The organism is Synechococcus sp. JA-3-3Ab (assembly GCF_000013205.1).
Taxonomy (GTDB): Bacteria; Cyanobacteriota; Cyanobacteriia; order Thermostichales; family Thermostichaceae; genus Thermostichus.
Map to the genome: position 1 here is coordinate 1,301,183 of NC_007775.1, position 25,601 is coordinate 1,326,783.

Below are 25,601 nucleotides of genomic sequence, written 5' to 3' on the forward strand. Positions count from 1 at the left end.
AATACCTGTACCCTATTTTAAATTAAAAGGCTGTACTTATTTCCACGCCCAGCAGGCGGTGGAGAAATCGCTCAAGGCGGTCTTGTTCCTGCAACAGATCGAGTTCGAGCGCACACACGATCTGGTCAAGCTGGCGCGCCTGTTAGCGAATCGCGGCGTGACGCTGCCAGTCACGGAAAGCCAACTGCGCCGGCTGAACCCTTTTGCCGTCGCCTTCCGCTACGACGATTTGGAAATCACGCTCGCCTCTGACGATGATCTGACGAGCGTGGTTGCCCGGATGTGCCACTGGGCGAAGGAACAGATCAGCGCAGCAACAGAATGCGAGGAAAGCGATGGCCCGGACTACCATTGACCGCTTGATCATCAACTCTCCCTACGAGGAGCCGAAGAAGCACTGGCGCTACGATCGCGAGACGCGTACGTTCGAACTGGTTGAAGGGCAGCGGCCAGCGGGTTACGTGGTAGCGACTCCCGGTTCCAAATCTTTCGACGATCCGGGCATCTTCGTTGAAATCCCGCTTGTCAACCAGATCCGCCTGCGCGTCAAAGCCTGGCGCGAGGCAGGCTATCCCGGGATCACCAGCATCACCAGGCGGCTCTTGGCGCACTGGCATGACCCGGAGGAGTTCGACAGACGTCGCTTTTTCTTCTGTCAATTGGAAGCCGTCGAGACGCTCATTTGGCTGACCGAGGCGCCTGCTGCCGAGCGGGTGGGCATTGAGATCCCGGGAGACGGCGGGGACTTTGATCGGCGGTGCTGCAAGATGGCCACCGGCACGGGCAAGACCATCGTCATGGCGATGGTGATTGCCTGGCACATCCTTAACAAAGTGGCCAACCCCCAAGATGCCCGCTTTTCGAAGAACGTGCTGGTCGTTGCCCCCGGTCTGACGGTCAAGAAACGGCTGGCGGTGCTGGAGCCCGCGGGCGCCGGTAACTATTACGAAGCGTTCGACATTGTGCCGTCCACGCTGCTCGACAAGCTGCGGCAGGGGCGGGTGCTGGTCCGCAACTGGCATGCCCTGGCCTGGGAGAGCGAAGAGCAGATCAAAAAGCGGAAGAGCGTGGACAAACGCGGCGCGAAGAGCGATGAAGCCTATACGCGCGAGGTGCTGGGCGAGATGGCCAACGCGCACAACCTGCTGGTCATCAACGACGAGGCGCACCACGCCTGGCGCGTCAACTGGGAAGCCGAAGGCAAGTACCTGCGCCAGCGTGATTTAAAAGACAGCGCCCAAGAAGCGACGGTGTGGGTTGGAGGCCTGGATCGGCTGCACCGTTCGCGCGGCATTCTCACCTGTTACGACTTCTCCGCCACCCCCTTCGCGCCCTCGGGAAAGAAGAGCAGTGAAGAGGCGCTCTTTGGCTGGATCGTCAGCGACTTCGGGCTGAACGACGCCATCGAATCGGGGCTGGTCAAGACCCCGCGCGTTGTAGTGCGTGACGACGCTGTGCCCAATGCCAAAACCTACAAGTCCCGTCTATACCACATCTACAACGACCCGGAGGTGAAAGACGACCTCAACCGACGCGCCAATCCCGAAGAGCTGCTGCCGGATCTGGTGCTGAACGCCTACTACCTGCTGGGCTACGACTGGCGGGAGACGTGGAAGGCCTGGAAAGCAGCCGACCTGCCCACGCCGCCTGTGATGATCACTGTCTGTAACCGCACTGAGACGGCAGCGCGGGTCAAGCACGCCTTCGAATCACGGCGCATTCCCATTGACGAGCTGTGTAACTCGGAGGGAATCTTGCACATCGACTCGAAGGTGCTAGAAGAGGCTGAGGCAAAGGAAGAGTTCACTGCAGTGGTGGAAGCTTCAGACGAGGCCGATGATGGAGAAGAGGAGGACGTACCGGTCGAATGCCGGCTGACCAAAGCAGAGCAGGCGGAACGTTTGCGAAAGATCGTAGATACGGTGGGCCAGGTGGGGCAGCCCGGCGAGAAAATCCAGAACGTCATTTCCGTTGGGATGCTCAGTGAGGGCTGGGATGCCAAGACGGTGACGCACATTATGGGGCTGCGGGCCTTCACTTCCCAACTTCTGTGCGAGCAGGTCGTGGGCCGGGGCCTGCGCCGCACATCCTACGAGATCAACCCACAAACAGGGCTGCTTGAGCCCGAATACGTCAATATCTTCGGCGTGCCTTTTACTTTCTTGCCGCACGAGGATAGCGGAGATGGCCCGCCGCCCCCGCCAACGCCCAAGACCGCCGTAGAACCGGACCCGGCCAAAGCGGAGTTTGAGATCCGCTGGCCGAATGTGGTGCGCATCGAGCGCTTACTTCAGCCAACGTTGACTCTCGATTGGTCAAAGGTGCAGCCATTGGAACTAGACGCGGCTCAGACGCCGCAAGTGGCAGAACTGGCACCAATTCTCGAAGGCAAGCCCGACGTAAACCAGATCAGCCGTATCGAACTGGAGAAGTTGGCGCGAGAGTTTCGCACGCAGCGCATCATCTTCGAAACTGCCCGCAATGTGTTCGATCAGGTAAGGCAAAGCTGGAGAGGCAGTCGCGAAATCTTGCTGGCGCAGTTGGTGCGGATTGTCGAGCAGTTCATTCGCTCTGACCGGATTTTGATCTCCCCACCTCTTTTTTATCAGGACGAACTGCGCCGTCGGCTGATCATCACCCTCAACCTGTCACGAGTTGTGCAACATGTCTGCGAGGCGGTGCGGCAGGAGAACACTGAGAAACTTGTGCCAGTCTTCGATCGCGACCACCCGATCCGCTCGACGGGCCAAATGCGCACCTGGTACACCAGCAAACCTTGTGAACGCACGCGCAAGTCGCACATCAACGTCTGCGTCTACGACAGCACGTGGGAGGCGTCGGATGCTTTCGTATTGGACAATAGCAGTGCCGTGAGCGCCTGGGCGAAGAACGACCATCTGGGCTTCGAAGTCCTGTACCTGTATCGCGGCGTGGTGCGGAAGTATCGGCCAGATTTTCTTGTGCGCCTGGCCAACGGCGACATGCTCATTCTGGAAACAAAGGGACAGGACACCGAACTAGACCGGGTGAAGCGGCGCTATCTGGACGAGTGGGTGCAAGCCGTCAATGCCCATGGCGCGTTCGGTCGCTGGCGGTGGAAGGTGGCACGTTACCCGGGCGAGATACGAGACACTTTGCTGCAAAGCTAGGAGCAGCAGGGCTCATGGTGGAGTACCGGATCCCGAAAAGTCTGCCCGGGGCTCCTGGCTTCATCTGAAGGCGGGGGATACCCCACCGTCTATACCGTGGGGAGGGATAGCGCCTAGCGCGATGATCAGCTAGAATCTTTCTTTTCCACCAGCAGCCTACCTGACTAACGAAATGGTTGCTTCGTCGATCCCTAACTCCCCTCTCCCAGAGGGAGAGGGGTTGGGGGCGTCAGCGGCGCGGAGCGCTTTGGAGACATCTCCATTAATTTGACTATAAGATTACAGCTTTCGCGTTCGGCTTCTCACTAGGCTAAGAGTAGTCTCAAAGCCGTTTTGCAGCAGGTGACCCATGTCCAAGGCAAAGATAGCGCTGGACTTTCAGGCGCGGATCCCGAGAGGCTATCTTAACCTGATGGGCTATGTAGACGAGTCGGAAGTCAATGGGCCGGGCCGGCGCGCTGTGGTCTGGGTGCAGGGCTGCCTGCGAGAGTGCCCGGGCTGCTTCAACCCTACTTCTTGGCCGTTTGAGATCAACCAACTGGTGAAGATCACCGACCTGGCCGAGCAAATCCTCAGCAACCCCAGAAACGAGGGGGTGACCTTCTCGGGAGGGGAGCCCTTCTGGCAGGCTCCTGCCCTGGCCAGCTTGGCGCGGCTCCTGAAAGCGAAAGGGCTGACGGTGATGGCCTTCAGTGGATTCACGCTGGAAGAGTTGCGATCCCCCCAGGCTCCTCCCGGCGCCCAGGAGCTGCTGCAAGAGCTGGATATTTTGGTGGACGGGCCCTACCTGCAATCCCAGGCCATTCGCTCCCCCCACTCGCTGGTCTCTTCCCGCAACCAGCGGGTACATGTCTTTAACCCTGCCCTGGAAAACCAACTTAATTGGGCCAGTGACCAGGTGGAAATTCATATCCTCAAAGATGGAACCCGCATCGTTACCGGCTACGGCAGCCAGTTTCTCCTCGACGAGACAGGCTCTTGAACTGCAGTGATCCTTTATCCTACACCTGCAGCGGTTCCCTGAGACAAGCGGGCAGTTGCCAGCACATCTCCAGCCAGTTTTTTAGCTCTTCCGGTTGGCCCATGAGGCTCATTTCCACCAGCAGAATGGCGGCTCGGTCGGCGGCTCCTTTGGATCCCAGACGAATTAGGGCAGACAGGCTTTCTTCCCGCCAGCAGACGGATACCCCCTGCCGGATCAAGGCCCGGGCGGCAACGGGGATGCACGAGAGTGGCACTTGGATGTCTCGCCGCTCGTAGTCGACAGTAGGTAGCATGAACGGCAACCCAAATCTTTATTATGTCTTAATCTTCTTCCCTTTTCGCTTGTCTGTCACGGGTCTTTGCAAAGTATGAAGTGATCTTTTGTAAACTTTGTAGAGTTCTCGACATCGTTGAGAACAGTGGGCGAGCAAGCGCGGGATCTCTCGCGGGATCCCTGGAGAAAACTTAAAAGATAGCGGCGATTTCTCGGCCTCATTTCCCCACAGCCGCGAGAATGGCTGCATGCGCAGGAGATGGGGAGATGCGAGCAGAAGGTTGGGAGAGGCGAGTTGGTCGCTGGTTGCCCAAGGCCACCCTTGCCGGAGCCGTATTGATCCTAGTGGCGATGGGCAGGCCGCTGCGACTGGTGGGCAATGGAGAAAATATGGTGGTGTTCACCTGGGGAGGGGGGGTGAGCCCGATGGCTTTGCAGCCTGGTCTCCATTGGGTGCCGCCCTTTGTCTCTCGCACAGTCATCTTTGATGTGAAAACCCAAGCTCTGACCTGGAAAGACAACGACCCGACCGCCTACGCACCGCGGCTGGTGGCCCTTTCTCAGGATGGGCAGCAGATTGCGGCTGAGGCGACGCTGCAGTTTCGCATTGTGGACGCCCCCAAGGTCTATACGCAACTGGGGGAAAATTACCTGGATCGCATCGCCCCCATCGTCCGGTCGGTCATTCTGAATGAGACCAGCGGCTTTTCCGCCCAGGCTCTGTATTCCACGGAGCGCCCGCTGCTCCAGGGCCAAATCCGCGAACGGGTGGCTCTTCTGCTGAAGGAATACGGCATCGAGGTTTTGGATTTTCTGCTGCGGGATGTGGATTTCGATCCTGATTTCGTAGCGGCCATTGAGGCAAAAACCATTGCCGAAAATCAACTGGCGCAAAAGCAATTTGAGATCGAGCAGGCCCGGCAAGATGCCCGCGCCATCATTTCTCAAGCGGAGGCAGAAGCCGGTCAATTGAGAGCCAAAGCACAGGCCCTCACCCAAAATCCGCAGTACCTAGAGGTGGTCAAAGCCGCGGTACTGGGATCCCGCCTGGAAACTCTGGTTACCAAATAGCAACCAGCACTTTTTCATCCTCTTTCCACGAGGAGCCGCCATGTATCCAACAGGAGAAGCACCCCAAAGCAGAGTGGGTTGGTTAACCGTAGGAGGGATCGCCCTCTTGGCGGCCCTGGGAGTGCTCCGCGCTTGCCTGTACGTCACTTTGCCCGGACAGGCCACTGTAGTGTTCAATACCTTTTCCGGGCTGCAAAAGGGGCGGGTAGAATTGCCGGGGGTCATCTTCCGGATCCCGGGGATCGAGACGCCGATCACCTACAGCGTGCTCACCCGCGTTTGGGAGTTTACCAATGACCCCAACTCGGCCAACGCCATCAGCAATGCCATCACGGTCAACACCGCCGACGGGCAGGCTTTTGCCATCGATGTGGCCATTGCCCTCCGGCCCAACCTCGCCACTTTGGACGAGCTGCACGCCAGCATCGGCGAGAACTATCTTTCGACAGTGGTGGTGCCGGTGGTGCGCTCCAAGATCCGCGATATCTCCGCCTCTTTCGATTCCGAGGATTTCTACCGCAAAAGCCAGCGCACGGCCATCGAACAACGGGCCCTGGACTTGATCCGCCAAGAGATGCCCACCGTCAACCGCGATGGTCAAGCCCTGCCCTTGATCCAGGTAGAAGGCCTCTTCCTGGGCAACCCCGATTTTCCACAAGCTCTGCGAGATTCCATTGAACGCAAACAGGTGGCCTCGATTACGGCACAAACAGCAGCAGTGCGGGCACAAATTCAGCAAAAGGAAACCGAGCGGCTGTTGATCCTGGCGGCAGCCAACCAGCGGGCCATTGAGCTCAAGGGACAAGCAGCAGCGGAAAACGCACAACTGGCGGATCTGTTGTTTTACGAAAAACTCCAGGAGCGCATCCAAAACCCGACGGACTCGCTGCCCCCTCTGCGCATCATCCGCGTCGAGGGGGATGCCACCGTGTTCCTCAACGTGGATCCCCGGCAGGCAGCCCTGCAACAGGCCCGATAGTCAAGCCTGGCCACGCCGTCGGAGCTGCCAGGGCAGGGTGGAACGGTCGGCAGCTTGCTGCGCCTGGGCCACGACGATCACCCCGGCCACCGGGATCCCGGCAGCGACCAAGACCTGCTGCGCCGCTTGGACGGTGGAGCCGGTGGTGTAGATGTCATCCACCAGTAGCACCGGCGTGGCGGGAGCGCGCTTGAGAGCAAAGGCGCCTGCCAAGTTCTGCTGGCGTTGCAGGGGGTTGAGCTCATGTTGGGCCGCTGTGGCCCGCACCCGCACCAGAGCGTCAGGTAAATGTCTTAGACCCGTCCGCTCGCAAAAAGCTTGGCTGATCAAAGCCGCCTGGTTGTAGCCCCGCTGCCGCAGCCGCTCCGCATGCAGAGGGATGGGCACCACCGTATAGTCGTGGCGAGACAGCAGGTCATGGCTTCCCTGGGATCCCGAACGCTTCTGTCGGCTCTCCAGCCAGCGGGATCCCAGCCATTCCCCCAAAACCGCGCCAATGCGCCGCTGTCCTTCATATTTCAGGCAATAGATGGCCCGGCGCAGCGCTCCCCGGTGGATCCCCCAAGCATAAAGCGGCCAAGGCGAAGTGGTGACCGGCCAAGAGTCGAGCCGCTCCGCCTGCAGCCGCCTTTGACAGTCTGGACAAAACACAGCCTTAGCCGGGCGCTGGCAGAGCGGACAAGGGAGCAAAATCCACCAATCCATCCAGCCCATCGCCTTTCGCGAGTTCCTTCTGGTGTGCAGAAGCTCCTCTAGGCTAGCTGAGGGGAACAAGGATGCTGAAATTCTCACTCAGCCAAGCCACCAGCCCAGAAGCTGATCCCTTAAGTTGACGCCGGGATCCCGCCTTGCTAGGATTTACTACTGCCGGATAATTGAGTAGCGATCTTCTCAGCCAACCCATGCCCACCATTCAGCAACTCATTCGCGAAGAGCGCAAGGCTGCTGTTCGCAAGACCAAGGCCCCTGCCCTGAAAGGATGTCCTCAGCGGCGGGGAGTTTGCACCCGAGTGTACACGACAACGCCCAAGAAGCCCAACTCAGCTTTGCGGAAGGTGGCGCGGGTTCGCCTCACCTCTGGCTTTGAAGTTACTGCTTACATCCCCGGCATTGGCCACAACCTACAAGAGCACTCGGTGGTCATGATTCGCGGCGGAAGGGTCAAGGACTTGCCCGGCGTGCGCTATCACATTATTCGGGGCACGCTCGACGCCGCAGGAGTGAAAGACCGCAAGCAAGGCCGCTCCAAATACGGGGCAAAACGGCCTAAGCCCGGCCAAGCCCCAGCCGCCGCTGGCAAGAAGAAATAGTTTCCCTCTGGACGTCATCCTGCCTTCAAGTTCTACAGCTCCTATGTCTCGCCGCAACCGTGCTCCTCGCCGTGACGTGCCTCCAGATCCCAAGTACGGGAGCCGTTTGGTTACCATGCTGATCCACAAGTTGATGATGAGGGGCAAGGCTTCTCTTGCCGCCAGGATCCTCTACGACGCTCTAGAGATTGTGCGAGAGCGCACCGGCCAGGATCCGCTGCCCGTACTGGAAAATGCCGTTCGCAACGCCACCCCCTTGGTGGAGGTGAAAGCGCGGCGGGTGGGCGGCGCCACCTATCAGGTGCCTGTGGAGGTCAGAGCGGAGCGAGGAACCTCATTGGCGCTGCGCTGGCTAGTCACCTTTTCCCGCACCCGTCCAGGCCGCACTATGTCTGCCAAGTTAGCCAATGAGATTATAGATGCGGCCAACGAAACCGGCAACGCCATCCGCCGGCGAGAGGAAGTCCATCGCATGGCCGAAGCCAACAAAGCCTTTGCCCACTACCGCTACTGAACCCCGCTGGCCGAGCAAAGGAGGATGTTGTTGGGATCCCTTCCCATTTGCCGAGAGCTGGGCTGGATCTGGAGGAGAAGGGGCAAAAAAGACTAGAATTGTAAAGGTTTTTTTAGTTTGCCCGAGTCGCAGGGCGACGAGGATTGGGAGGTTAACGTGGCACGCACAGTTCCCCTGGAACGAGTTCGAAATATTGGTATCGCGGCCCACATCGATGCTGGCAAGACCACGACCACAGAACGGATCCTCTTCTATTCCGGTCTGGTGCATAAGCTTGGCGAGGTTCACGAGGGAACCACGGTAACCGACTGGATGGCTCAGGAACGGGAGCGGGGCATCACCATCACGGCCGCGGCCATCACTACCCGTTGGACCAAGCGGGATCCGAAAAACCCCTCCCAACCTCTCGCCGGCGCGCCGGAATACACCATCAACATCATCGACACGCCAGGGCACGTGGACTTCACCATCGAGGTGGAGCGCTCGATGCGGGTGCTGGACGGGGTGATCGCCGTCTTCGACTCGGTAGGGGGCGTGCAGCCGCAGTCGGAAACCGTCTGGCGGCAGGCCAATCGTTACAATGTGCCCCGCATTGCCTTTGTCAACAAAATGGATCGCATGGGGGCCAATTTCCTCAAGGTTTATAACCAGATCCGGGAGCGCCTCAAAGCCAACGCCGTGCCGATCCAACTGCCCATCGGGGCGGAAGACGAGTTCCGCGGCATCGTCGATCTGGTGCGCTTGCAGGCCAATATCTACATGGATGAGATCGGCAAGGACATTCGCCCTGCCCCCATCCCGGAGGAGATGAAGGATCTGGTGGCGGAATACCGGGCCAAGCTGGTGGAAGCAGTGGCCGAGACCGACGAGGCCCTGATGGAGAAGTACTTTGCCGAGGAGGATCTGAGCGAAGCCGACCTAATGGCTGGTCTGCGCAAAGGCACCATCAGCGGCCAAATTGTGCCCATGCTGTGCGGCTCTGCCTTCAAGAACAAGGGTGTGCAGATGCTGCTGGACGCGGTGGTGGACTACCTTCCCTCTCCCATCGATATTCCCGCCATCAAGGGGGTATTGCCGGATGGGTCGGAGGTGTCGCGCAAAGCCAGCGACGATGAGCCCTTCTCCGCCCTGGCCTTCAAGCTGATGAGCGACAAGTACGGAGACCTCACCTTTATCCGCGTTTACTCTGGGGTGCTAACCAAGGGCACCTATGTGCTCAACTCCACCAAGAACAAAAAGGAGCGCATCTCCCGCCTAGTGGTGCTCAAGGCGGACGAGCGTCTGGATGTAGATGAGCTGCGGGCAGGCGATCTGGGGGCTGTGTTGGGCCTGAAAGATACCACCACTGGGGACACCCTCTGCGACGAAAACGCGCCGGTGATCCTGGAGTCCCTATATATCCCCGAGCCGGTAATCTCGGTGGCTGTCGAGCCCAAGACCAAAGCCGATATCGACAAACTCTCCAAAGCGCTGCAGGCCCTGGCCAAGGAGGATCCCACCTTCCGCGTCTCGGTGGATCCGGAGACCAACCAAACCATCATCTCCGGCATGGGCGAGCTCCACCTGGAGATTCTGGTGGATCGCATGCTGCGGGAGTTCAACGTAGAAGCCAACGTGGGCAACCCCCAAGTGGCCTACCGCGAAACCATCCGCAAGCCAGTTAGCCGCGTGGAAGGGAAGTTCATCCGCCAGACTGGCGGCCGCGGCCAGTACGGCCATGTGGTCATCGACCTGGAGCCGGCAGAGCCGGGCACGGGGTTCGAGTTTGTCTCCAAAATTGTGGGTGGTGTCATCCCCAAAGAGTACATTCCGCCTGCCGAGCAAGGGATCCGCGAAGCCTGCGAGTCCGGCGTCTTGGCTGGCTATCCTTTGATCGATATTCGCGTCACGCTGGTGGACGGCTCCTACCACGAGGTGGACTCCAGCGAAATGGCCTTCAAGATCGCCGGCTCGATGGCGTTGAAGGAGGCTGCTCGCAGAGCCAACCCCGTCCTGCTGGAGCCGATGATGAAGGTGGAGGTGGAAGTTCCCGAAGCCTTCGTCGGGGATGTTATCGGAGACATCAACGCCCGTCGCGGCCAGATGGAGGGGATGAGTACAGAGGGCGGCATCTCCAAGGTCAATGCCAAGGTTCCCTTGGCGGAGATGTTTGGATATGCCACCGACATCCGCTCCAAAACCCAAGGGCGGGGCATCTTTACGATGGAGTTCAGCCACTACGAGGAAGTTCCTCGCAGTATTGCCGAAGCCATCATTGCCAAAAGCAAAGGAAGTGGAGTAACCAACTGAAATCAAAAGGAAGTGATGATTCATGGCACGCGCTAAGTTTGAACGTACCAAACCGCACGTCAACGTTGGCACCATTGGCCACGTCGACCACGGCAAGACGACGTTGACCGCCGCCATTACTATGACCCTGGCTGCTCTGGGTCAGGCCACAGCCAAGCGCTATGACGAGATCGACGCGGCGCCAGAGGAGAGAGCCCGCGGTATCACTATCAACACTGCCCACGTGGAGTACCAGACGGAGAAGCGTCACTACGCCCACGTGGACTGCCCCGGCCACGCCGACTACGTGAAAAACATGATCACGGGCGCGGCCCAGATGGATGGGGCCATCCTGGTGGTCTCGGCGGCCGATGGGCCGATGCCGCAGACGCGGGAGCACATCCTGTTGGCCCGTCAGGTGGGGGTACCCAGCTTGGTGGTCTTCCTCAACAAGGTGGACATGGTGGACGACGAGGAGCTGCTGGAGCTGGTGGAGCTGGAGATACGGGAGCTCCTCTCCAAGTACGACTTCCCCGGCGACGAAATCCCCATCATCAGAGGATCCGCTCTCAAGGCTCTGGAAAGGATGCAGGCCAACCCCAAAACCCAGCGGGGTGAGGATCCCTGGGTGGACAAGATCTACGAGCTGATGGATGCGGTAGACTCCTACATTCCAACGCCGGAGCGGGATGTGGACAAGCCCTTCCTGATGGCAGTGGAAGATGTCTTCTCGATCACCGGTCGCGGCACGGTGGCGACGGGCCGGATCGAGCGGGGCCGCATCAAAGTTGGCGAAACCGTGGAGCTGGTGGGATTGCGAGAAACCCGTTCCACCACCGTTACCGGTCTAGAGATGTTCCAGAAGACGCTGGACGAGGGGATTGCCGGCGACAACGTGGGTGTGTTGTTGCGGGGTATTCAGAAGAACGAGGTGGAGCGGGGCATGGTGCTGGCCAAGCCCAAGACCATCACTCCTCACACCCAGTTCGAGTCGGAGGTTTACGTCCTCAAGAAGGAAGAGGGCGGACGTCACACCCCCTTCTTTGCCGGCTATCGTCCTCAGTTCTACGTGCGTACCACCGACGTCACCGGCACCATCACTTCCTTCACGGCTGACGACGGCTCTAAGCCGGAGATGGTGATGCCCGGCGACCGCGTCAGGATGACGGTAGAGCTGATCCAGCCCATCGCCATCGAGCAAGGGATGCGCTTTGCCATTCGTGAGGGCGGTCGTACCGTAGGGGCCGGTGTGGTCTCTAAGATCCTGAAGTAAGCGGCTTTCTCTTGGCAGGGATTGGGCGCTGGTCACTCCAGGCAAGCTCGATCCCTGCCATTTTTTTGAGTACACCCTACCTTCTCTCCGACTATGGCTACCTTGACCCAACAGAAAATTCGTATCCGCCTAAAGGCCTACGACCATCGGCTACTGGATACTTCCTGCGACAAAATCGTGGACACGGCCCGCCGCACGGAGGCTGTGCCAGTTGGCCCGATCCCTTTGCCGACGCGGCGTCGCCTCTACTGTGTGCTGCGTTCCCCCCACACGGACAAGGATTCGCGGGAACATTTTGAAGTTCGCACCCACCGCCGCATTATCGACATCTACTCCCCCTCTTCCAAAACCATCGATGCTTTGATGAAGCTGGATCTGCCGGCAGGGGTGGACATCGAGGTGAAATTGTGAGGCTCCGCTCGGGGATCCGGCGCTAGGTTAGGCAAGGGGGCAGGTGGTGACCACAGCAGTCGAGCAAAAAAGACGAGAAGAGGGCGCCGCCATTGGGGAGGGGACGGCGGCTTCTGAGCCCATCCCGGTCTTGGTGGTGGGAGCCCTGGGCAAGATGGGGCGGGAGGTGGTGCGGGCGGTGGCCCAAACCCCCGACATGAAGTTGGTGGGGGCGGTGGCCCGTTCCCAGTTGGGCTCGGACATTGGCGAGGTGTTGGGCCTGGGATCCCTGGGAGTCGAGATTACCGACGACCTGGCGGGCCAGTTGCTGCGGCTGTCGCAGCGGAGCGCCCGAGGCGTCATGGTGGATTTCACCCATCCGCGCTCTGTGTATGAAAACGTCCGCTCGGCCATTGCGTTTGGGGTGCGGCCGGTGGTGGGGACGACGGGCCTGACGCCGGAGCAGGTGGAGCGGCTGAGGGATCTGGCGGATAAGTCCGGTGTGGGCTGTCTAATTGCGCCCAACTTTGCCATCGGCATGATCCTGCTGCAGCAGATGGCGCTGCAGGCGGCCCAATATTTCGATCACGTGGAGATTGTCGAGCTGCACCACAACCGCAAGGTCGATGCCCCCAGCGGCACGGCTCTGCAGACGGCGCAGCGGCTGGGACAACTGGGCAAAGCTTTTAACCCGCCTGAGGTGGAAGAAAAGGAGCTGATCCCCGGCTCGCGGGGAGGGATCCCCGGCCCCAACATCCCCATCCACAGCGTTCGCCTGCCGGGGCTTATTGCCCACCAGGAGGTGATCTTCGGCGGCATGGGGCAGACGTTGACCTTGAGACACGACATCACGGATCGGATGGCCTTCATGCCGGGAGTGATCCTGGGCATTCGCAAGGTGCTGCAGCTCAAGGGGCTGGTCTACGGCTTGGAGCAGGTGTTGAGCTAGCTGCTCAGGGGCGGGATCCCGGCCTCGTCCAGGATGTGCGGGATGAGGTGTTCGGCCTTGACGGCCATCAGGTGCACGCCGTGACAGATCTGGCGGGCCTGGCGCACCTGTTCGGCAGCAATGCGGATCCCTTCTTCGAGGGGATCGGGGGCATCGGCCAGCCGCTGGATAATGGCGTCCGGGATCTGCACCCCCGGCAAGTTGCGGTTGATGAAGAGGGCGTTTTTGGCGGATTTGAGCAGGAAGATGCCCGCCAGGATGGGCTTGCCGGCGGGGCGGCCCAGCTTGTCCATGAAGCGCTCCAGTTGCTCGAAGTCGGTCACCATCTGGCTTTGGAAAAACTGGGCTCCGTTCTCCAGCTTGCGGTGGAAGCGCCGCTCCAGGCCGGAAAAGCTGGGGGATTGCGGCTCTACGGCTGCCCCCGGGAACAGACAGGTGCCGCCGTCGGGGAGGGGCTTGCCGTTGCAGTCGAGGCCGTTGTTGAGGCGTTGGATAAGCTGCAGCAGACGCACCGATTCCAGGTCAAAGACTGGGCGGGCATCGGGGCAATCCCCCACCTGGATGGGATCCCCGGTGAGGGCCAGCACGTTGCGCAGGCCGAGCGCTGAGGCCCCCAACAGATCCCCCTGCAGAGCCAGGCGGTTGCGATCCCGGCAGGCCAGCTGCAGGATGGGTTCAACGCCCGCCTGCTGCAACAGCAGCGAGGCGGCCAGGGGGCTCATGCGGGCCATGGCGCGGTTGGAGTCCGTGATGTTGACGGCATGCACCCGGCCCTTGAGCTGCTGGGCCAGAGAGAGCAGGGTGCTGGTGTCGGATCCCTTGGGGGGGGTGATCTCAGCCGTGAGCAAAAATTCCCCCCGCTGGATGGCTTGGGCAAAGCGCGACGGTGGTGGGCAGGTCAGGGCCACAATTCTGGGAAGACCGAAAGAAAAAGCAGTGGGTTGGCCTATTATCCGCTGTTTTGGGAGGGTTTTTCCAGCCAAAGCGCTTTTCTCAGGGCTTGGGCGAAGGGGAAGGGCTGGGCGGAGGCTGCACCCGCATTTCTCCCAGCCAGAGGGGGGGATCCCCCTGGTGCAGACGCTGCTGCCAGTTTGTCGCCGCCGCGGGCGGGATCCCCTGCGGGCCCAGGGCCCAGCTCCAGCCAATCACCTGGAGCCACCGCCCGGCTTGCAAGCCTTCCAAAAAGGGCTGGGCAGCTTCTGCGTCGGGAGACGGCCCGCTGAGGATCAGGGGCAACTGGGGGTTAAAGGCCACAAGGCGACGGTACAACGCTTCAAAGGTCTCGGGATCCCCCTTCACCTCCAGGCTCAGCCAGTCCACCCCTGGCAAGGCGGCCCAGGCAGACGCTGCCTCGTTATCCGCTCCCTCCAGCTCTAAAACCCAGAGCAAATTGGCCTCAGAGCGCAGGGTTTGTATCAGGTGACGGTAGGCCCGTCGTTGCAGCTCTGTATCCCCGTCCCCGACAGCTACGGCCAGGATAATCGGGGTGGCAAAGCGCTGGATGCCCCGAGCCCAAGAGCGCAAGGTCTCATCCTGTTCGCCCGCAGCCAGGGAAGAGAGGTGGGCCGGCTGCAGCCGCAGGCGTAGGTAGGGAACGGAGCCGCTCTCCCGCAGGCGATTGGCCAGGGGCTGGGGAAAGTCCTGGCGCGGATCCCAGAGGTGCTCCACCGCTGCCCAGGCGGGGGGCTGGCCAATGGCCTGGCGATAGGCCAGAAGCTGCTCCCAAGTTGGCATGCCCGACCAAGTGACCCCATGATACAGCCGGCTCGTGGGGGGAGGCAGCGGCCTGCCCCGCTGAAAAGGGGCAGAATCGGGCGGGATGGGGGAGGTGAGGACAACCTGCAGCCGTAGAGACGGCGAGGGGTCAGGGGCGTCGGCCTCCGGGAGGGAGAAGGGGAAACTCCACGTGCGCTCCTCGAACCGACCCTGAGTCATCTGGCGGGCATAGAAGTCCTGGGGGGGCGGCAGCGGCTCCAGGGCCTTGTCCCCCCAGAAGGCCTGCTGTACCACCAGGCGCACCCCCTCGCCAGGGTGAACTAGGGGCGTGGTGGTATCCAGGTGAAAGCTGCCGCTGAGGCGGGTAAACGTCTTGTGGGGCTCAACTCGGAAAGAGAGTGTGAGCTGGTCAGGCCGATAGGTGCCCAAGGCGCGGGAGGAGGGGGTGGGGAGCAGGGATCCCAGCTGCTCTGCCAAGCTCTCGCAGTCGGTGCAGGGAAGGAGAGCCTGCGGATGGAGAGAGATGGGAGCCTTGCGGGCAGATTGCAACTGCTCAGACGTGATCACAAAGCTGGCCCAAAGGTGCTTCAGAAGGGGATGCCGGCCGGGCGGAATATCGGAGAAAGTTCGCCCGGGGGGCGTGGCTGTGCGTGTGCCGGCAGCCGTCCCATCCAGGGGCACCGTGGAGAAGGCGTCGCTGGAACATCCCCCCAGCAACACCAGCGACAGGATTAGCGGCAGAGTCCCCAAGAGCAGGGGCCTAACACTGGGTTGTAGCGGCGGCGATCCCCAAACCATGAACTCACCTCAATACACCACCCCTCCGCGACCGCTTGGCAACGGCTAGAGGGATTCTCGCCCAGCAGCCCAACCTTGGGTTTGATCCCGATCACAACTTGGCCACCGCAGATCCCGCTGGCACCGCCCAAAGGCAAGCTCAAGTGGTCGAGCCCTGGCGACAACCCGCTACCCCTGCGGCACTGCCGCCGCCTCCGGGTAGATGACCAACATGCCCTCGTAGAGGATTTGGCCAGGCTGCAACTCCAGGCGATCGATGCGCACGCCTGGATCCAACTGGATGGGAAAATCCGCCAGGCCGGGGATGGGGATCTCCTGCCCTTCGCTCACCCACAGGGGATTGACCAGCCGCAACTGGTTGGGACCCTGAGCCTGTAGCCCAGTTAGCACCGTAACCGGCACCTCCACCCCCTCGGGAGTAACCAATTGGGCCTGGATGCGCAGCCGATTTTGCTGCAAGGTGACCTGGGGCTGGCGGATCAAGAAGGGCACCGCTTGACCTCCAAAGGGCAGTTGCACCTGCGCCTGGGCCAGTTGGGACTGGATGAGGGGAGCCTGAAGGCTGCGGTTGAGATCGTCTTCGGTGAGGCGCAAGCTCACCTGCACCGGCACGGGGGCCAACAGCCGCAGGGGACTACGTCCCTGGATGGCTTCCCCTACATTGAGGCGAATATCCTGGCCCTGCAGCCGCAGGTGGCTGACCTGGAATCCCTGATAGATGAGGTTGTCTCCCGACACCTGGGCCTGGGGGATCTGGCCGTTCAAAATCTGGGCGTCGGAACCGGCGATCTGCACCCGCAAGTTGTCCACCTGCTGCACCTCAGAGCGAATCCAGGCGGCCACTAGAGGATTGAGCAAGGAGCTGGCGATCTGGGCAAAAGCGGGCCAGGGCAAAAACATGGTGGGCAGGCTCAGCAGCAGAGCAAGCCCCAGCCGCTGCCCCCCTGGGGAGAGCCGTCGGCGGCGGCAGGCTGTCGGTGGGATCTGGGAAACAGAGGGACCCTCTAGAATGACCGAGTCCTGATCAGGCCGATAACAAGCTGTGGGCAGCACTGGGTACCTCAGCAAGGAACGACGGGCAATGGCGAGAGGCCAAGGCAAGGCCGAACTAGGACTAGATTACGACAGGACTTCTGCAGCGAATAGGGGGCTCTCCCGCACACCTGAAGGAACTATCCGTCTGTCAACTGCCACCAAAGATACCCCAGCCGCAGGTAGTGAAGCCGCAGCCAGGGGAAAGGGAAAAGGCGCGGTGGCTGGCGGAAGAGGGCGCTAATTTGGGGTCGGATGCCGGCGATCTCCTGGGCCAGGATTTTGCCTGCCCACACCCCTGTGGCCACGCCGCTGCCGTGGTAGGCCAGGCCGTACCAGAGGCTGGGATCCGTCGGCGAAGGGCCGATGTGGGGGTGAAGCTGGCGGGAGAGGCAAACCAAGCCGTTCCAGGCGTACTCGATCTCCACCCCCTCCCAGGCGGGAAAGAGGCGGTAGAGCTGCCGCGCCATCCAGGCCCGCAGGCGCTGGCGTTCCCTTGGGGCATCGCAGGTGCCGTCCCGCCCCCCAAACAGCAAGCGCCCATCCGGCAGGAGACGGTAGTAGAACAGCAGCCGTCGCGTGTCGTAGATCGGCGTCGGATCCCACCAGCCCTGAGCCCTTCGCTCTGCCGGCGTCAGAGGCCGGGTGACCAGAATGTTGGAAAGCACCGGCAACAGGGATCCGGCCAATTGGGGGTAGAGGTTGGCCGGCGTGTAGCCATTGGTGGCGATGACCAGGTGCCGTGCCCGCACCGTTCCCCCGGGCGTATGGCAAAGGTGGCGGGAGCCAACCTTTTCCCAGGCAACGACCCGGCTGGCGCTGTGCAATTGCGCTCCCCATTTCTGGGCGGCCTGGGCCAGCCCTTGGGCAAGCTTGAGGGGGTTGAGGCCAAACCCCACCCCGATGTGGAGGGCGCCGTGGTTCTCGCGGCTGTCGAAGCCCCGTTCCCGCAGCTCTTTGGGGCTGAGGAGCTGAACTGGGTAGCCGGCCACCTGGGCGTAGATCTGGTATTCGGCCTCCAACTCCCGCCAAGCGCTGGGGCGGTGGGCTACTGCGTACCAACCTTCTCCCTGGGCATCCAGGGAAAAGCCCTCGGCAGCGGCCAGCTCTTGCACGGTCTCCACCGCCTGCCGCTGATCCCGGTAGTAGCGCTCCGTCTCCGCCAGGCCTACCCGCCGCACCATTTGGGCATGGGTGAGGTAGCTCGCCCCCACTCCGCAGAAGCCGCCGTTGCGCCCAGAGGCGCCCCAGCCCAGGGATCCCGCCTCCAGCAGGCAAGCCGAGATGCCGTGATCGCGGGCCAGGTGCAGGGCCGTCGATAGCCCCGTCAATCCTCCTCCTATGATGGCCACCTCGGCCTCAACCTGCCCTTGCAGAGGCGCCGGATGTCGCCAACTGGAATCTGGTATTGTGCTGTCCCAGTAGCTGCCGACTGGGTAAGCAGGATCGTAGGTTTTGGGAGGATAAGGATTTGTCTTCGGGAGAAAAGTCCAAGCAACCATAGAACTTTAGAAGACTGGTTGGTCAAAAGCCAATTTCTCTTTGCCCATCGGCCAAACCTCCCTTTGAGAAGAGCTCAGCAGCGCAGCGAGCCGCCGTTTGCCCTCGCTGGCCCAGAGGCTACAGCAGGCACCAAAACCGCCTCTTCTGACAACCGCACCAACCCCCCCAGGGCTTGCGAACAGGCCTCTCGTCCCTGGTGGGCTGGCGAGCGGTACGCTGGCAGAGTGAGGCGGGCCAATCCGCCGTTGAAATACCCTGCCCGGGAAAATTGGCCGGGATCCCTTCCAGTTCAAGGCGGGCCGGGCCCGCTCTCCCCCCGCTGGCGGTGGAGCCGTCTCTTGCCGATGGGGGTGGATGCCGGAACCCCGGCGCTAGCCAGGGCTGCAGTCCCGACTGTTGCCGCTGAGCAACTTGGTGAGAAGGTAGAGTTTATCCATTGGCGTTTCTCTTTCCCGGGCCGGAGACCCCGCTGGCAGAATCAAGGTCTGCGGCCTTGGGTCATTTGCCAAGCAGCTTCACCAGGAGAATGCCAAACAAGTACAGGAACGTTACCGCGCCAGCCAGGAGGCTCTGGGTGAGGGGATCCGTGGAAGGGGTGAGAATGGCCCCCGCCACCACCGAACCTAGGACAACATAGCGCCAACCCTTGAACATCTGCTCAGCAGTTACCAGGCCCAAAGCTCCCAGCAGCGCCTGCAAAATCGGCACCTGAAAGGCCAAGCCAGTGCTGAACATCAGCAGCAGCACAAACTCAAAGTAGCGGTCGATGGACCAGGCCTGATCCACCACCCCTTCCCCATAGCGAATGAAGAAGTTGAGCGCCGCCGGAATGAGGAGGTAGTAGGCAAAGACCAAGCCAGCCACAAACAAAAGGCTGGATCCGAGCACCACCGGCCCCAACAGCTTGCGCTCCTTGACGCTCAGCCCTGGCAAGACGAAGCGGGCAATTTGGTAGAGCACAAAGGGCGTGGCCAAGAGCAGCCCCGAATATGCCGCCACTTTCATAGAGACGAAAAAATACTCGCCCGGCGCCAGTTGCAAGAAGGTCACCCCCTGAGCGGGCACCTCCAGCAGGGCGACGATGCGGTTCACCACCAGAAAACAGGCGACGATACACAGGGCCACCGCAATGACACTGGCCAAGAGGCGGCTACGCAACTCCTCCAGATGCTCCATCAAGCTCATCTCGACCTCGTAGGGAAACTCCGGATCTGGCACCCGAGAAGGCTCAGGTGTTGCCGGAGCTTGCTGCGAGGACTCGGTCTCAGAGGCAAGGGGCATGGGCCGACAGGTAACGAAACCTTTCCCGCTATCTTAGCCCTGCCCCACCCTTAAGGAAAAGCGCCCGCCCAATACATGGCCCCCTTCCAAGCTGTTCCCGGAAGGAACTGCCAGGTTGTGGACGGGAGCTGCCCTTGCTCAAAGTCTCTGCTTCACCAGACTGTTGACGTTCTCCCCCGAACCCCCAAACCCCCCGTATACGGGGGGACAGAGGGGAGCTAGGATCCCCGCCCCAAAGGGCTGGGGAGTATGTCAATACTTCATCTCGCCCGGCTAGGCTGAGGCGGGAGCAGCTCTAAAATTCTGAAGGACACAAAAGATACAGCCTTTTAATTTAAAATAGGGTACAGGTATTCAAGAGGAAGGAGAGAAAGGAATGCCGACTCATTCTTTGGATTTGCGGCAAAGAGTTGTAGCAGCCTATCAGGCAGGTAACACCTCCATCCGCCAGGTAGCTAAACGCTTCATGGTGACCAAAAGAACAGTACACCGCTGGGTGCGTCAGTACCAACAAACTCAAGATTTAGCCCCTAAGAAAGCAGGCACCAAGCGAGTGGGCATTTTGGAACAACATCGGCAGGAAGTGATGGCAATTATTACAGAACACCCAGACTTCTACCTGTGGCAGTATCAAGAACTGTTGCGCGAGCGCTTAGGAATCAATGTAAGCATCGTCACGATACATAATTTCTTGAAAAAGCAAGGAATGACTCTAAAAAAAAAGACCTACCGCAGTGCAAAAGTCAAAGAAGAGGAGTTGCAAAGGGAACGACTAGCTTATAGTCAAGAAGTCAGGAATATTCCAGCGGAGGATTTGATTGCCATCGACCAGACGGGAGTCTGGGAGGGAATGGAGCGGAGAGTATCTCGGAGTTTACGTGGTCAAAGGGCTTATCATTATCGTCAGAGATACAAGGGTGAAAAGTATACGGTTATTGGAGCTATTTCCTTGAGAGGTGTAGTTGGCTGTCGTGTCATCAAGGGTGGGATGAAGAAAGGAGATTTTTTGGAGTTTTTGAGAAGCGAGCTATGTCCGAAGCTAGATGCGAGGAAGGATTTAAATATCCACAAGAGTCGGGAAGTTGAGGAATTGATTAGGGGGACAGGAGCACGAATCCTATACCTGCCTGTGTATGCGCCGGAGTTGAATCCCATTGAGATGATGTGGTCGGTGTTGAAGCATTTTATTCGGCAGCTTTGCAGAATTGGGAAATATAGCATGGAGCAGATAGTGAAGACTTCTTTACTACTGATCAATCCATCCTCCTTCCGAAGTTGGTTTGCTAAGTGCTGCTATTGTACCCCTTGAGCTCTTAACAGGCTGTAATGGAGAGATGAACATCCGGCGCTTTTTTGAGGACTTCGAAGGCTTTGATGTCGCGCTCCGCTAGGCGCAACAACCGCCAAGCCTCCTCAAGATGCGGCTTCATAGAGGTCTTTTCCCTGCTTGCGCGCCCAGTACAGCACGGTGCCTGGCACACGGCTGCGCCGCTGGTATTCCGCCTCGGAATAAACGAGGATATCCAACCCTGGGCCCATATCGCCCACCGCTTCGTGCAAACGAATCATTTCGGCGTACCGATCAGACACCTCTGGTTTGATCACCATGATGTCTAGGTCGGAACCCGCGTCGGCATCGCCGCGGCCATAGGAGCCAAACAAGAGTACGCGGCTGGGCTGGGCCGCTGCCACGATACGCCGGACGATCTCTTGCAAGGTTTGATCATCGATCATATTGGCAACTCCATTACCTTCAGGCTCTCAATGCCCCGGTCATCCACGATCTTGACGGCAATGCGCTTGTGCTCGCCCGGTGCGAAGGGCAACGACACCGTACCGCTATAGGCTTTTATGAGGTCCTTGTCAATCTCGGCCTTGAGATTGCGCGCCAACTTCGCCCAGCCTTCTTTCTCGCCCGCCATCGGGAAGAAGACCTGACGGGGGTAGAGGCAGCGCCCGTCGTAGTCGGTATCGAGCATCCACATGACAATCTTGTCCTTGCCGCCCGATTCGATGGCCCCGGTCTTGGTGTTGTAGTAGTCGAAACCGTGTACCTGATACATTTACGCTGAACACTGCTGAACATCACTGTTCAACTATGCAGCGATAGCATTCTGTTTGTTTCCAAACAGAATGGCGGTATCCCGCAAAGCTTTGAGTAGAATACCCAAAGCGCAGTTTCCGTGTCGTCTTACTACCAATTTTCTGCTTTGCTTTGGCTACCATGTTGGCAGACTCGAAAGTAAACAGAAAGATCAACTGGTAGTAATCCGTACTGAACATATTATACATTATTTTCAGTATAGTTGAGCTTATCATTGACTAGAGTCATGCTCAACCACAAACCAGCCATCTTCGGCTTTGCGCAGCTCCACATCCGGCTGCCCGATGAGCCAGAAGGATTCGTTACTGGCGCGCTTCTTTTTGAGGTCGTCGGTGAGTAGGTCGGCGTTCATTTGGACTTTGAGGAACTGCATGCCGGCCAGCTCTGGCTTCATCTCGTCAATATCTTTTGCTGCTTCGGGGTCAAATTGAAAGGCGGCGAAGATCAGCAGTTTGGGCTGTGGGCTGAGCATCCGCGCCTCTTGCCAGGCATGCTCAACTTGCCGCTGCTCGAGCGGGCCATATTCCGGGCCGAAGGAGACGACCACGCGCATGGGATCGTAGGCTGGCGCCGTCTCGCGCACGGTATTTGCCCCTTCGTCGCTTGGCCGCGTTTCCCCCTCGGCATGGAGCCAGCGGCAACCGGGCAGGGGCTCTAGGCGGGCAAAGCGGATGTATTGCCCGTTCTTGCCGCGAATGCCGGTGCGCAGCAGTTCGTCACGCCATTCGGCCTGGCGCAGGGTCTCGCCGGAGCGGGTAATAGACGTATCGGCAGGTTGCGGCTTCTCCTCCAAAATCTCGTCCACCGACTTGACCGCCGGTGCCGGCACCGCTTCAACCGTAAAGGGGCCGGTGACGCGCACCTTCTTCCTGTCCACAAAGGGCTGGTCGTAGAGCGTCTCCTGCGGCGCATGGCGGGCGATGGCGGCGTCGATCTCCTTTTGGAGGGTGCGGCGGGCTTGATGGAAACGCTCGAAGGGTTCGCGCGCTTTTTCCGGCCAGTCGGCAGGAAACGTAAAGGGCACTTCCCATTCCACCAGCTCGTTGACCTTGACCACCTGGCCAGCGGGCATGGTGAAGGTTGCTTCATCGGGTGCGGCGAAGTCCACGAACTGGCCGGCCCGACCGCCTTGGGTGACCTGGAATTTGACCGGCTGGCCATGAAGCGCAGCGTTCAGCTCAGCAAGGGCCGCTGCCACTGCCGGATGGAGCCGCGCGTAAATGCCGTCGATCTCCGGGTTATTGGCGATGGACTTGAGCGTGACATGGGGCACGGTCTTGTACTTGAAGCCGGAGCCGACGCCCTCCTGCGGGTGCGCCAGTTCGTAGTAGTCGAAAACCGCAGTCATCAGCCGCTGGCGGGCGATTGTGATCGCGACGCGTGAGGTGTCGCAGGTGATCCAGCGCCGGCCCCACTGCTCGGCAACGTAGGCGGTGGTGCCGCTGCCGCAATTGTGCACGACGCACAGCTCCGTGATGAAAGAGTGCGCGTCTTCTACCTCCAGGTCATACAACTCCTCTTCGGTTTCTTGCGTGTGGAGTTCGGCGATGCGCACGGCGACCCGCTGCGGACCAAAGAAGACCCAATCCCCCACAGCCAGGTCCTGCGCTTCCACCCATTCGGCCTTCTCGACGCTGAGCTGAAGTTGGCAGGCGTGTCGAATGGTTTCGTAAACGCCCTCCAGATTGGACAGCACCTCCCTGGCCGGGACGCGCAGCACCTCCAAGCCCAGCTCGCGGAGATAGGCATCGCGGGCCTGATCGTGAGCCAGTGCCTCTTCGCTGCTGTGGGCCAGCACGCCGTCCACCTCGACGACAAGTTGGGCGTCGCGGCTGTAAAAATCTGCTATATACCGACCGATGGGATGCTGGCGTCGGAAGGCGAAACCGGTTTGGTTGTTGCGCAGCGCCGTCCACAGCTTACGCTCCGGCGGGGTCATTTCACGCCGCAGCATTTTGCTTCGCCCGCGCAACCCCCGGGGAATGCCCGACCAGTCGTTATGCCCTCCCAGTGAGCGCGGGCGGCGCTTGGCGAGCACCTTGTGGTCGGCAGAGAGCCAGAGCGTCGCGTCAGTTTTTTCGTGGCGGATGCCGATCATCTTGCCGCGGTACGGCCGGCGGATCACGCGCACGACGCGATGCGGTTGTCCGTCATGCCCCAGAACCCAGTCGCCAGGTTGGATGGATTCGATGGCGATCAGTGTGGCCTCTTCCTGGTTGGCCTCTCCTCGACCAGCCCTTCCCCGGCTAGCCCCACCCCAGCCCTCCCCGCAAGCGGGGAGGGAGCGTCCCCCCGCGTGCGGGGGGACAATAGGGGGGCTGCCCCCATCCCGCACACACCACACTCGCGTCCCCTTCCGCACACACGTCGGGTCAAACACCAAATCGCCCGGGTCGGTGGTCATCAGGAGGCAGCGCTCTACAACCTTCGTACGCGTTTCAACCACGTATCGTTGCTCAGGATTGAATCCGGCCGTGTCGTCCCAGACCTCAGACAAGACCTTGAGCGGATAATCGTCGATATAATATTTCCATCGAAGTTTGCTGCCATCCTTAGTCACGCGACCCGTGCGTTTCAACGCCTCCATGCCATCGGGGTAGATCAGCTTCCAATGGCTGTTCTTGTTCGGTCTGAAGGTCTCTCCCTTAAATTGGAGCGGCGTATCCTCGCCCGGCGGCCCCGAGCTCTCCAGGCTTACGAGCTGGAAGACCTTTGCTCCCGCTGGCAACAGCGACGGATCGACCATCTCGGCCCGGGTAATCTTTCGCACGGTACCGTCGGGTAGCTCCACATTACTATAGAAGGCATCAGGCAGCTTTTCAGAATACAACTGGCGATATTTCAAATATTTTTTATCCCTGGCATACCAGATTCAGATAATCACTCGTCCGGCCTAACTCGTTGGATACCATGCTGCCGGTTTTAGCGAACGTGATAAGTCGCACAAAATTCCCCGCCCCAAACACTTCATCCATCAAGCAGCGTACCAGATGGACGTTCTCGTCGCCGATCTGCACGAAGATGCTGCCGCTTTCGGTGAGGAGTTCTCGCGCCAGCAGTAGCCGGTCGCGCAGGTAGGTGAGGTAGGAGTGGATGCCTAGCTCCCAGGTGTCGCGGAAGGCGCGGATTTGCTCTGGCTGGCTGGTTAAATCCTCGTCTTTGCCATCCTTGACGTCGCGCTTGTTGACGAAGGGCTGGAAGTTAGAGCCGTATTTGATGCCGTAGGGCGGGTCGAGGTAGATCATCTGCACTTTGCCCGCCATGCCCTCTTTTTCCAGGAGCGAATTCATCACCAGGAGCGAGTCGCCAGCGATGAGGCGGTTGGTCCAGCCGTGTTTGTACTGGTAGAACTCGACGGCCTGGCGCAGCGGCTCTCGGCGTTCCTCTTCAAAAAGGCTGAGTTGCTCCGCGCCGCCGCTGCCGTTCCGCTTCTTCACCGCCTCGATGATCGTACGGGGGTCGATGCGCTCGTGGACATAGAGCGAGATCGTCGGCACCGCGAACGAGGTGTGCTCGGCCTTGCCGGCCCAGACCAGTTGCGGGTCGAGGTGAGGATCGTAGGCATAGCGCTTTTTCGTTTGCCCGGCATCCGGGTCAGTCTGGGGCGTCACCAACCCCACAGGTGGATTATTGACACGCTCTTTGTCGCGGTGCTCGTAGGATTCGATTGGGCGTTTGGTGTCGGTTTTCTTGGCTGCCATCCAGTCCTGCCTGTTGGTTTGTCGTGGGCTTAGTGGGAAGGCTAGCTTGAGAGCATGACTCTAGTCAATAATAAGCTCAACTATACTGAAAATGATGTATAATATGTTCAGTACGGATTACTACCAGTTGATCTTTCTGTTTACTTTCGAGTCTGCCAACATGGTAGCCAAAGCAAAGCAGAAAATTGGTAGTAAGACGACACGGAAACTGCGCTTTGGGTATTCTACTCAAAGCTTTGCGGGATACCGCCATTCTGTTTGGAAACAAACAGAATGCTATCGCTGCATAGTTGAACAGTGATGTT

General features: G+C 59.9%; 23 protein-coding genes and 1 pseudogene. 13 read left to right on the forward strand and 11 right to left on the reverse strand.

From position 1 onward, the window contains the following. Position 1: 1 nt before the first annotated feature. From CYA_RS06080 to CYA_RS06090, 3 genes are all read left to right on the forward strand, one after another. On the forward strand, positions 2–355 hold the full coding sequence (locus tag CYA_RS06080) for a HEPN domain-containing protein (RefSeq protein WP_083759161.1): 354 nt from the start codon (positions 2–4) through the stop codon (positions 353–355). Continuing rightward, complete coding sequence (locus CYA_RS06085) at positions 336–3,149, forward strand: BPTD_3080 family restriction endonuclease (protein WP_011430151.1); 2,814 nt, start codon at positions 336–338, stop codon at positions 3,147–3,149. The genes CYA_RS06080 and CYA_RS06085 overlap by 20 nt, the downstream gene beginning before the upstream one ends. Positions 3,150–3,498: 349 nt before the next feature. After that, on the forward strand, positions 3,499–4,131 hold the full coding sequence (locus CYA_RS06090; protein WP_011430152.1) for a 4Fe-4S single cluster domain-containing protein: 633 nt from the start codon (positions 3,499–3,501) through the stop codon (positions 4,129–4,131). A gap of 19 nt (positions 4,132–4,150) precedes the next feature. Here the strand turns inward: CYA_RS06090 and CYA_RS06095 are convergent, their stop codons facing one another. Then, a complete protein-coding gene (locus CYA_RS06095) occupies positions 4,151–4,426 on the reverse strand; it encodes a hypothetical protein (protein WP_228375478.1) in 276 nt (91 codons plus the stop codon). A 248-nt stretch (positions 4,427–4,674) separates the two neighbouring features. On the opposite strand from CYA_RS06095, the gene CYA_RS06100 reads away from it, so the two are divergent. Both CYA_RS06100 and CYA_RS06105 read left to right on the forward strand, forming a co-directional pair. Next, entirely contained in the window at positions 4,675–5,478 is an 804-nt protein-coding gene (locus CYA_RS06100) for a prohibitin family protein (RefSeq protein ID WP_011430154.1), read from the forward strand. Between the two features lie 40 nt (positions 5,479–5,518). Beyond that, positions 5,519–6,457, forward strand: coding sequence for a prohibitin family protein (locus CYA_RS06105; protein WP_011430155.1), 939 nt, complete (start codon positions 5,519–5,521; stop codon positions 6,455–6,457). On the opposite strand, the gene CYA_RS06110 is transcribed toward CYA_RS06105, so the two are convergent. Next, on the reverse strand, positions 6,458–7,162 hold the full coding sequence (locus tag CYA_RS06110) for a ComF family protein (RefSeq protein ID WP_011430156.1): 705 nt from the start codon (positions 7,160–7,162) through the stop codon (positions 6,458–6,460). Positions 7,163–7,359: 197 nt separating this feature from the next. Between CYA_RS06110 and rpsL the strand changes: the two genes are divergently transcribed. The 6 genes from rpsL to dapB all read left to right on the forward strand — a co-directional run bounded on the left by rpsL (position 7,360) and on the right by dapB (position 13,161). Further along, positions 7,360–7,767, forward strand: coding sequence for a 30S ribosomal protein S12 (gene rpsL / locus CYA_RS06115; protein ID WP_011430157.1), 408 nt, complete (start codon positions 7,360–7,362; stop codon positions 7,765–7,767). Between the two features lie 43 nt (positions 7,768–7,810). Then, a complete protein-coding gene (gene rpsG, locus CYA_RS06120) occupies positions 7,811–8,281 on the forward strand; it encodes a 30S ribosomal protein S7 (RefSeq protein ID WP_011430158.1) in 471 nt (156 codons plus the stop codon). Between the two features lie 156 nt (positions 8,282–8,437). Then, entirely contained in the window at positions 8,438–10,570 is a 2,133-nt protein-coding gene (gene fusA / locus CYA_RS06125; RefSeq protein WP_011430159.1) for an elongation factor G, read from the forward strand. A gap of 22 nt (positions 10,571–10,592) precedes the next feature. Beyond that, positions 10,593–11,822, forward strand: a complete 1,230-nt coding sequence (tuf, locus tag CYA_RS06130; RefSeq protein ID WP_011430160.1) for an elongation factor Tu — start codon at positions 10,593–10,595, stop codon at positions 11,820–11,822. A 93-nt stretch (positions 11,823–11,915) separates the two neighbouring features. Continuing rightward, complete coding sequence (gene rpsJ, locus CYA_RS06135; protein ID WP_011430161.1) at positions 11,916–12,233, forward strand: 30S ribosomal protein S10; 318 nt, start codon at positions 11,916–11,918, stop codon at positions 12,231–12,233. Between the two features lie 91 nt (positions 12,234–12,324). Continuing rightward, complete coding sequence (gene dapB / locus CYA_RS06140) at positions 12,325–13,161, forward strand: 4-hydroxy-tetrahydrodipicolinate reductase (protein ID WP_041439013.1); 837 nt, start codon at positions 12,325–12,327, stop codon at positions 13,159–13,161. Here dapB and CYA_RS06145 read toward each other — a convergent pair. From CYA_RS06145 to tatC, 5 genes are all read right to left on the reverse strand, one after another. After that, positions 13,158–14,069, reverse strand: a complete 912-nt coding sequence (locus tag CYA_RS06145) for a methylenetetrahydrofolate reductase (RefSeq protein WP_011430163.1) — start codon at positions 14,067–14,069, stop codon at positions 13,158–13,160. The two genes, dapB and CYA_RS06145, sit on opposite strands and share 4 nt — an antisense overlap. An 85-nt stretch (positions 14,070–14,154) precedes the next feature. Continuing rightward, entirely contained in the window at positions 14,155–15,675 is a 1,521-nt protein-coding gene (locus tag CYA_RS06150) for a hypothetical protein (RefSeq protein ID WP_011430164.1), read from the reverse strand. Between the two features lie 168 nt (positions 15,676–15,843). Next, the gene (locus tag CYA_RS06155; RefSeq protein WP_228375480.1) at positions 15,844–16,728 is read right to left on the reverse strand and encodes an LmeA family phospholipid-binding protein; all 885 of its coding nucleotides are present in this window, start codon (positions 16,726–16,728) and stop codon (positions 15,844–15,846) included. A gap of 119 nt (positions 16,729–16,847) precedes the next feature. Further along, positions 16,848–18,059: an NAD(P)/FAD-dependent oxidoreductase gene (locus CYA_RS06160; protein ID WP_228375481.1), complete on the reverse strand. Its 1,212-nt coding sequence runs from the start codon at positions 18,057–18,059 to the stop codon at positions 16,848–16,850. A 649-nt stretch (positions 18,060–18,708) separates the two neighbouring features. Continuing rightward, a complete protein-coding gene (tatC, locus tag CYA_RS06165) occupies positions 18,709–19,395 on the reverse strand; it encodes a twin-arginine translocase subunit TatC (protein ID WP_228375510.1) in 687 nt (228 codons plus the stop codon). 472 nt (positions 19,396–19,867) lie between these two features. On the opposite strand from tatC, the gene CYA_RS14070 reads away from it, so the two are divergent. After that, on the forward strand, positions 19,868–20,800 hold the full coding sequence (locus tag CYA_RS14070; RefSeq protein ID WP_011430169.1) for an IS630 family transposase: 933 nt from the start codon (positions 19,868–19,870) through the stop codon (positions 20,798–20,800). A gap of 104 nt (positions 20,801–20,904) precedes the next feature. Here the strand turns inward: CYA_RS14070 and CYA_RS06180 are convergent, their stop codons facing one another. The 4 genes from CYA_RS06180 to CYA_RS14410 form a co-directional block, all read right to left on the reverse strand. Beyond that, positions 20,905–21,225, reverse strand: coding sequence for a nucleotidyltransferase domain-containing protein (locus CYA_RS06180; RefSeq protein WP_011430170.1), 321 nt, complete (start codon positions 21,223–21,225; stop codon positions 20,905–20,907). Continuing rightward, positions 21,222–21,554 (reverse strand): hypothetical protein, encoded by a 333-nt coding sequence (locus tag CYA_RS06185; protein WP_011430171.1) that lies wholly within the window; start codon positions 21,552–21,554, stop codon positions 21,222–21,224. The genes CYA_RS06180 and CYA_RS06185 overlap by 4 nt, the downstream gene beginning before the upstream one ends. A gap of 252 nt (positions 21,555–21,806) precedes the next feature. Beyond that, positions 21,807–24,440: a DUF559 domain-containing protein gene (locus CYA_RS15330; protein ID WP_049749745.1), complete on the reverse strand. Its 2,634-nt coding sequence runs from the start codon at positions 24,438–24,440 to the stop codon at positions 21,807–21,809. 7 nt (positions 24,441–24,447) lie between these two features. Next, positions 24,448–25,296, reverse strand: a complete 849-nt coding sequence (locus tag CYA_RS14410; RefSeq protein WP_049749746.1) for a DNA methyltransferase — start codon at positions 25,294–25,296, stop codon at positions 24,448–24,450. A 106-nt stretch (positions 25,297–25,402) separates the two neighbouring features. Between CYA_RS14410 and CYA_RS15725 the strand changes: the two are divergent. Beyond that, a pseudogene (locus CYA_RS15725) lies at positions 25,403–25,586 on the forward strand (hypothetical protein); the annotation flags it as partial. Between the last annotated feature and the right edge of the window lie 15 nt (positions 25,587–25,601).

Coding starts and splice junctions, on each gene's coding strand:
- CYA_RS06085 (WP_011430151.1), top strand. CDS start 336: ATGGCCCGGACTACCATTGACCGCTTGATCATCAACTCTCCCTACGAG.
- CYA_RS06090 (WP_011430152.1), top strand. CDS start 3,499: ATGTCCAAGGCAAAGATAGCGCTGGACTTTCAGGCGCGGATCCCGAGA.
- CYA_RS06095 (WP_228375478.1), bottom strand. CDS start 4,426: ATGCTACCTACTGTCGACTACGAGCGGCGAGACATCCAAGTGCCACTC.
- CYA_RS06100 (WP_011430154.1), top strand. CDS start 4,675: ATGCGAGCAGAAGGTTGGGAGAGGCGAGTTGGTCGCTGGTTGCCCAAG.
- CYA_RS06105 (WP_011430155.1), top strand. CDS start 5,519: ATGTATCCAACAGGAGAAGCACCCCAAAGCAGAGTGGGTTGGTTAACC.
- CYA_RS06110 (WP_011430156.1), bottom strand. CDS start 7,162: ATGGATTGGTGGATTTTGCTCCCTTGTCCGCTCTGCCAGCGCCCGGCT.
- rpsL (WP_011430157.1), top strand. CDS start 7,360: ATGCCCACCATTCAGCAACTCATTCGCGAAGAGCGCAAGGCTGCTGTT.
- rpsG (WP_011430158.1), top strand. CDS start 7,811: ATGTCTCGCCGCAACCGTGCTCCTCGCCGTGACGTGCCTCCAGATCCC.
- tuf (WP_011430160.1), top strand. CDS start 10,593: ATGGCACGCGCTAAGTTTGAACGTACCAAACCGCACGTCAACGTTGGC.
- rpsJ (WP_011430161.1), top strand. CDS start 11,916: ATGGCTACCTTGACCCAACAGAAAATTCGTATCCGCCTAAAGGCCTAC.
- CYA_RS06150 (WP_011430164.1), bottom strand. CDS start 15,675: ATGGTTTGGGGATCGCCGCCGCTACAACCCAGTGTTAGGCCCCTGCTC.
- tatC (WP_228375510.1), bottom strand. CDS start 19,395: ATGAGCTTGATGGAGCATCTGGAGGAGTTGCGTAGCCGCCTCTTGGCC.
- CYA_RS14070 (WP_011430169.1), top strand. CDS start 19,868: ATGCCGACTCATTCTTTGGATTTGCGGCAAAGAGTTGTAGCAGCCTAT.
- CYA_RS06180 (WP_011430170.1), bottom strand. CDS start 21,225: ATGATCGATGATCAAACCTTGCAAGAGATCGTCCGGCGTATCGTGGCA.
- CYA_RS06185 (WP_011430171.1), bottom strand. CDS start 21,554: ATGTATCAGGTACACGGTTTCGACTACTACAACACCAAGACCGGGGCC.
- CYA_RS14410 (WP_049749746.1), bottom strand. CDS start 25,296: ATGGCAGCCAAGAAAACCGACACCAAACGCCCAATCGAATCCTACGAG.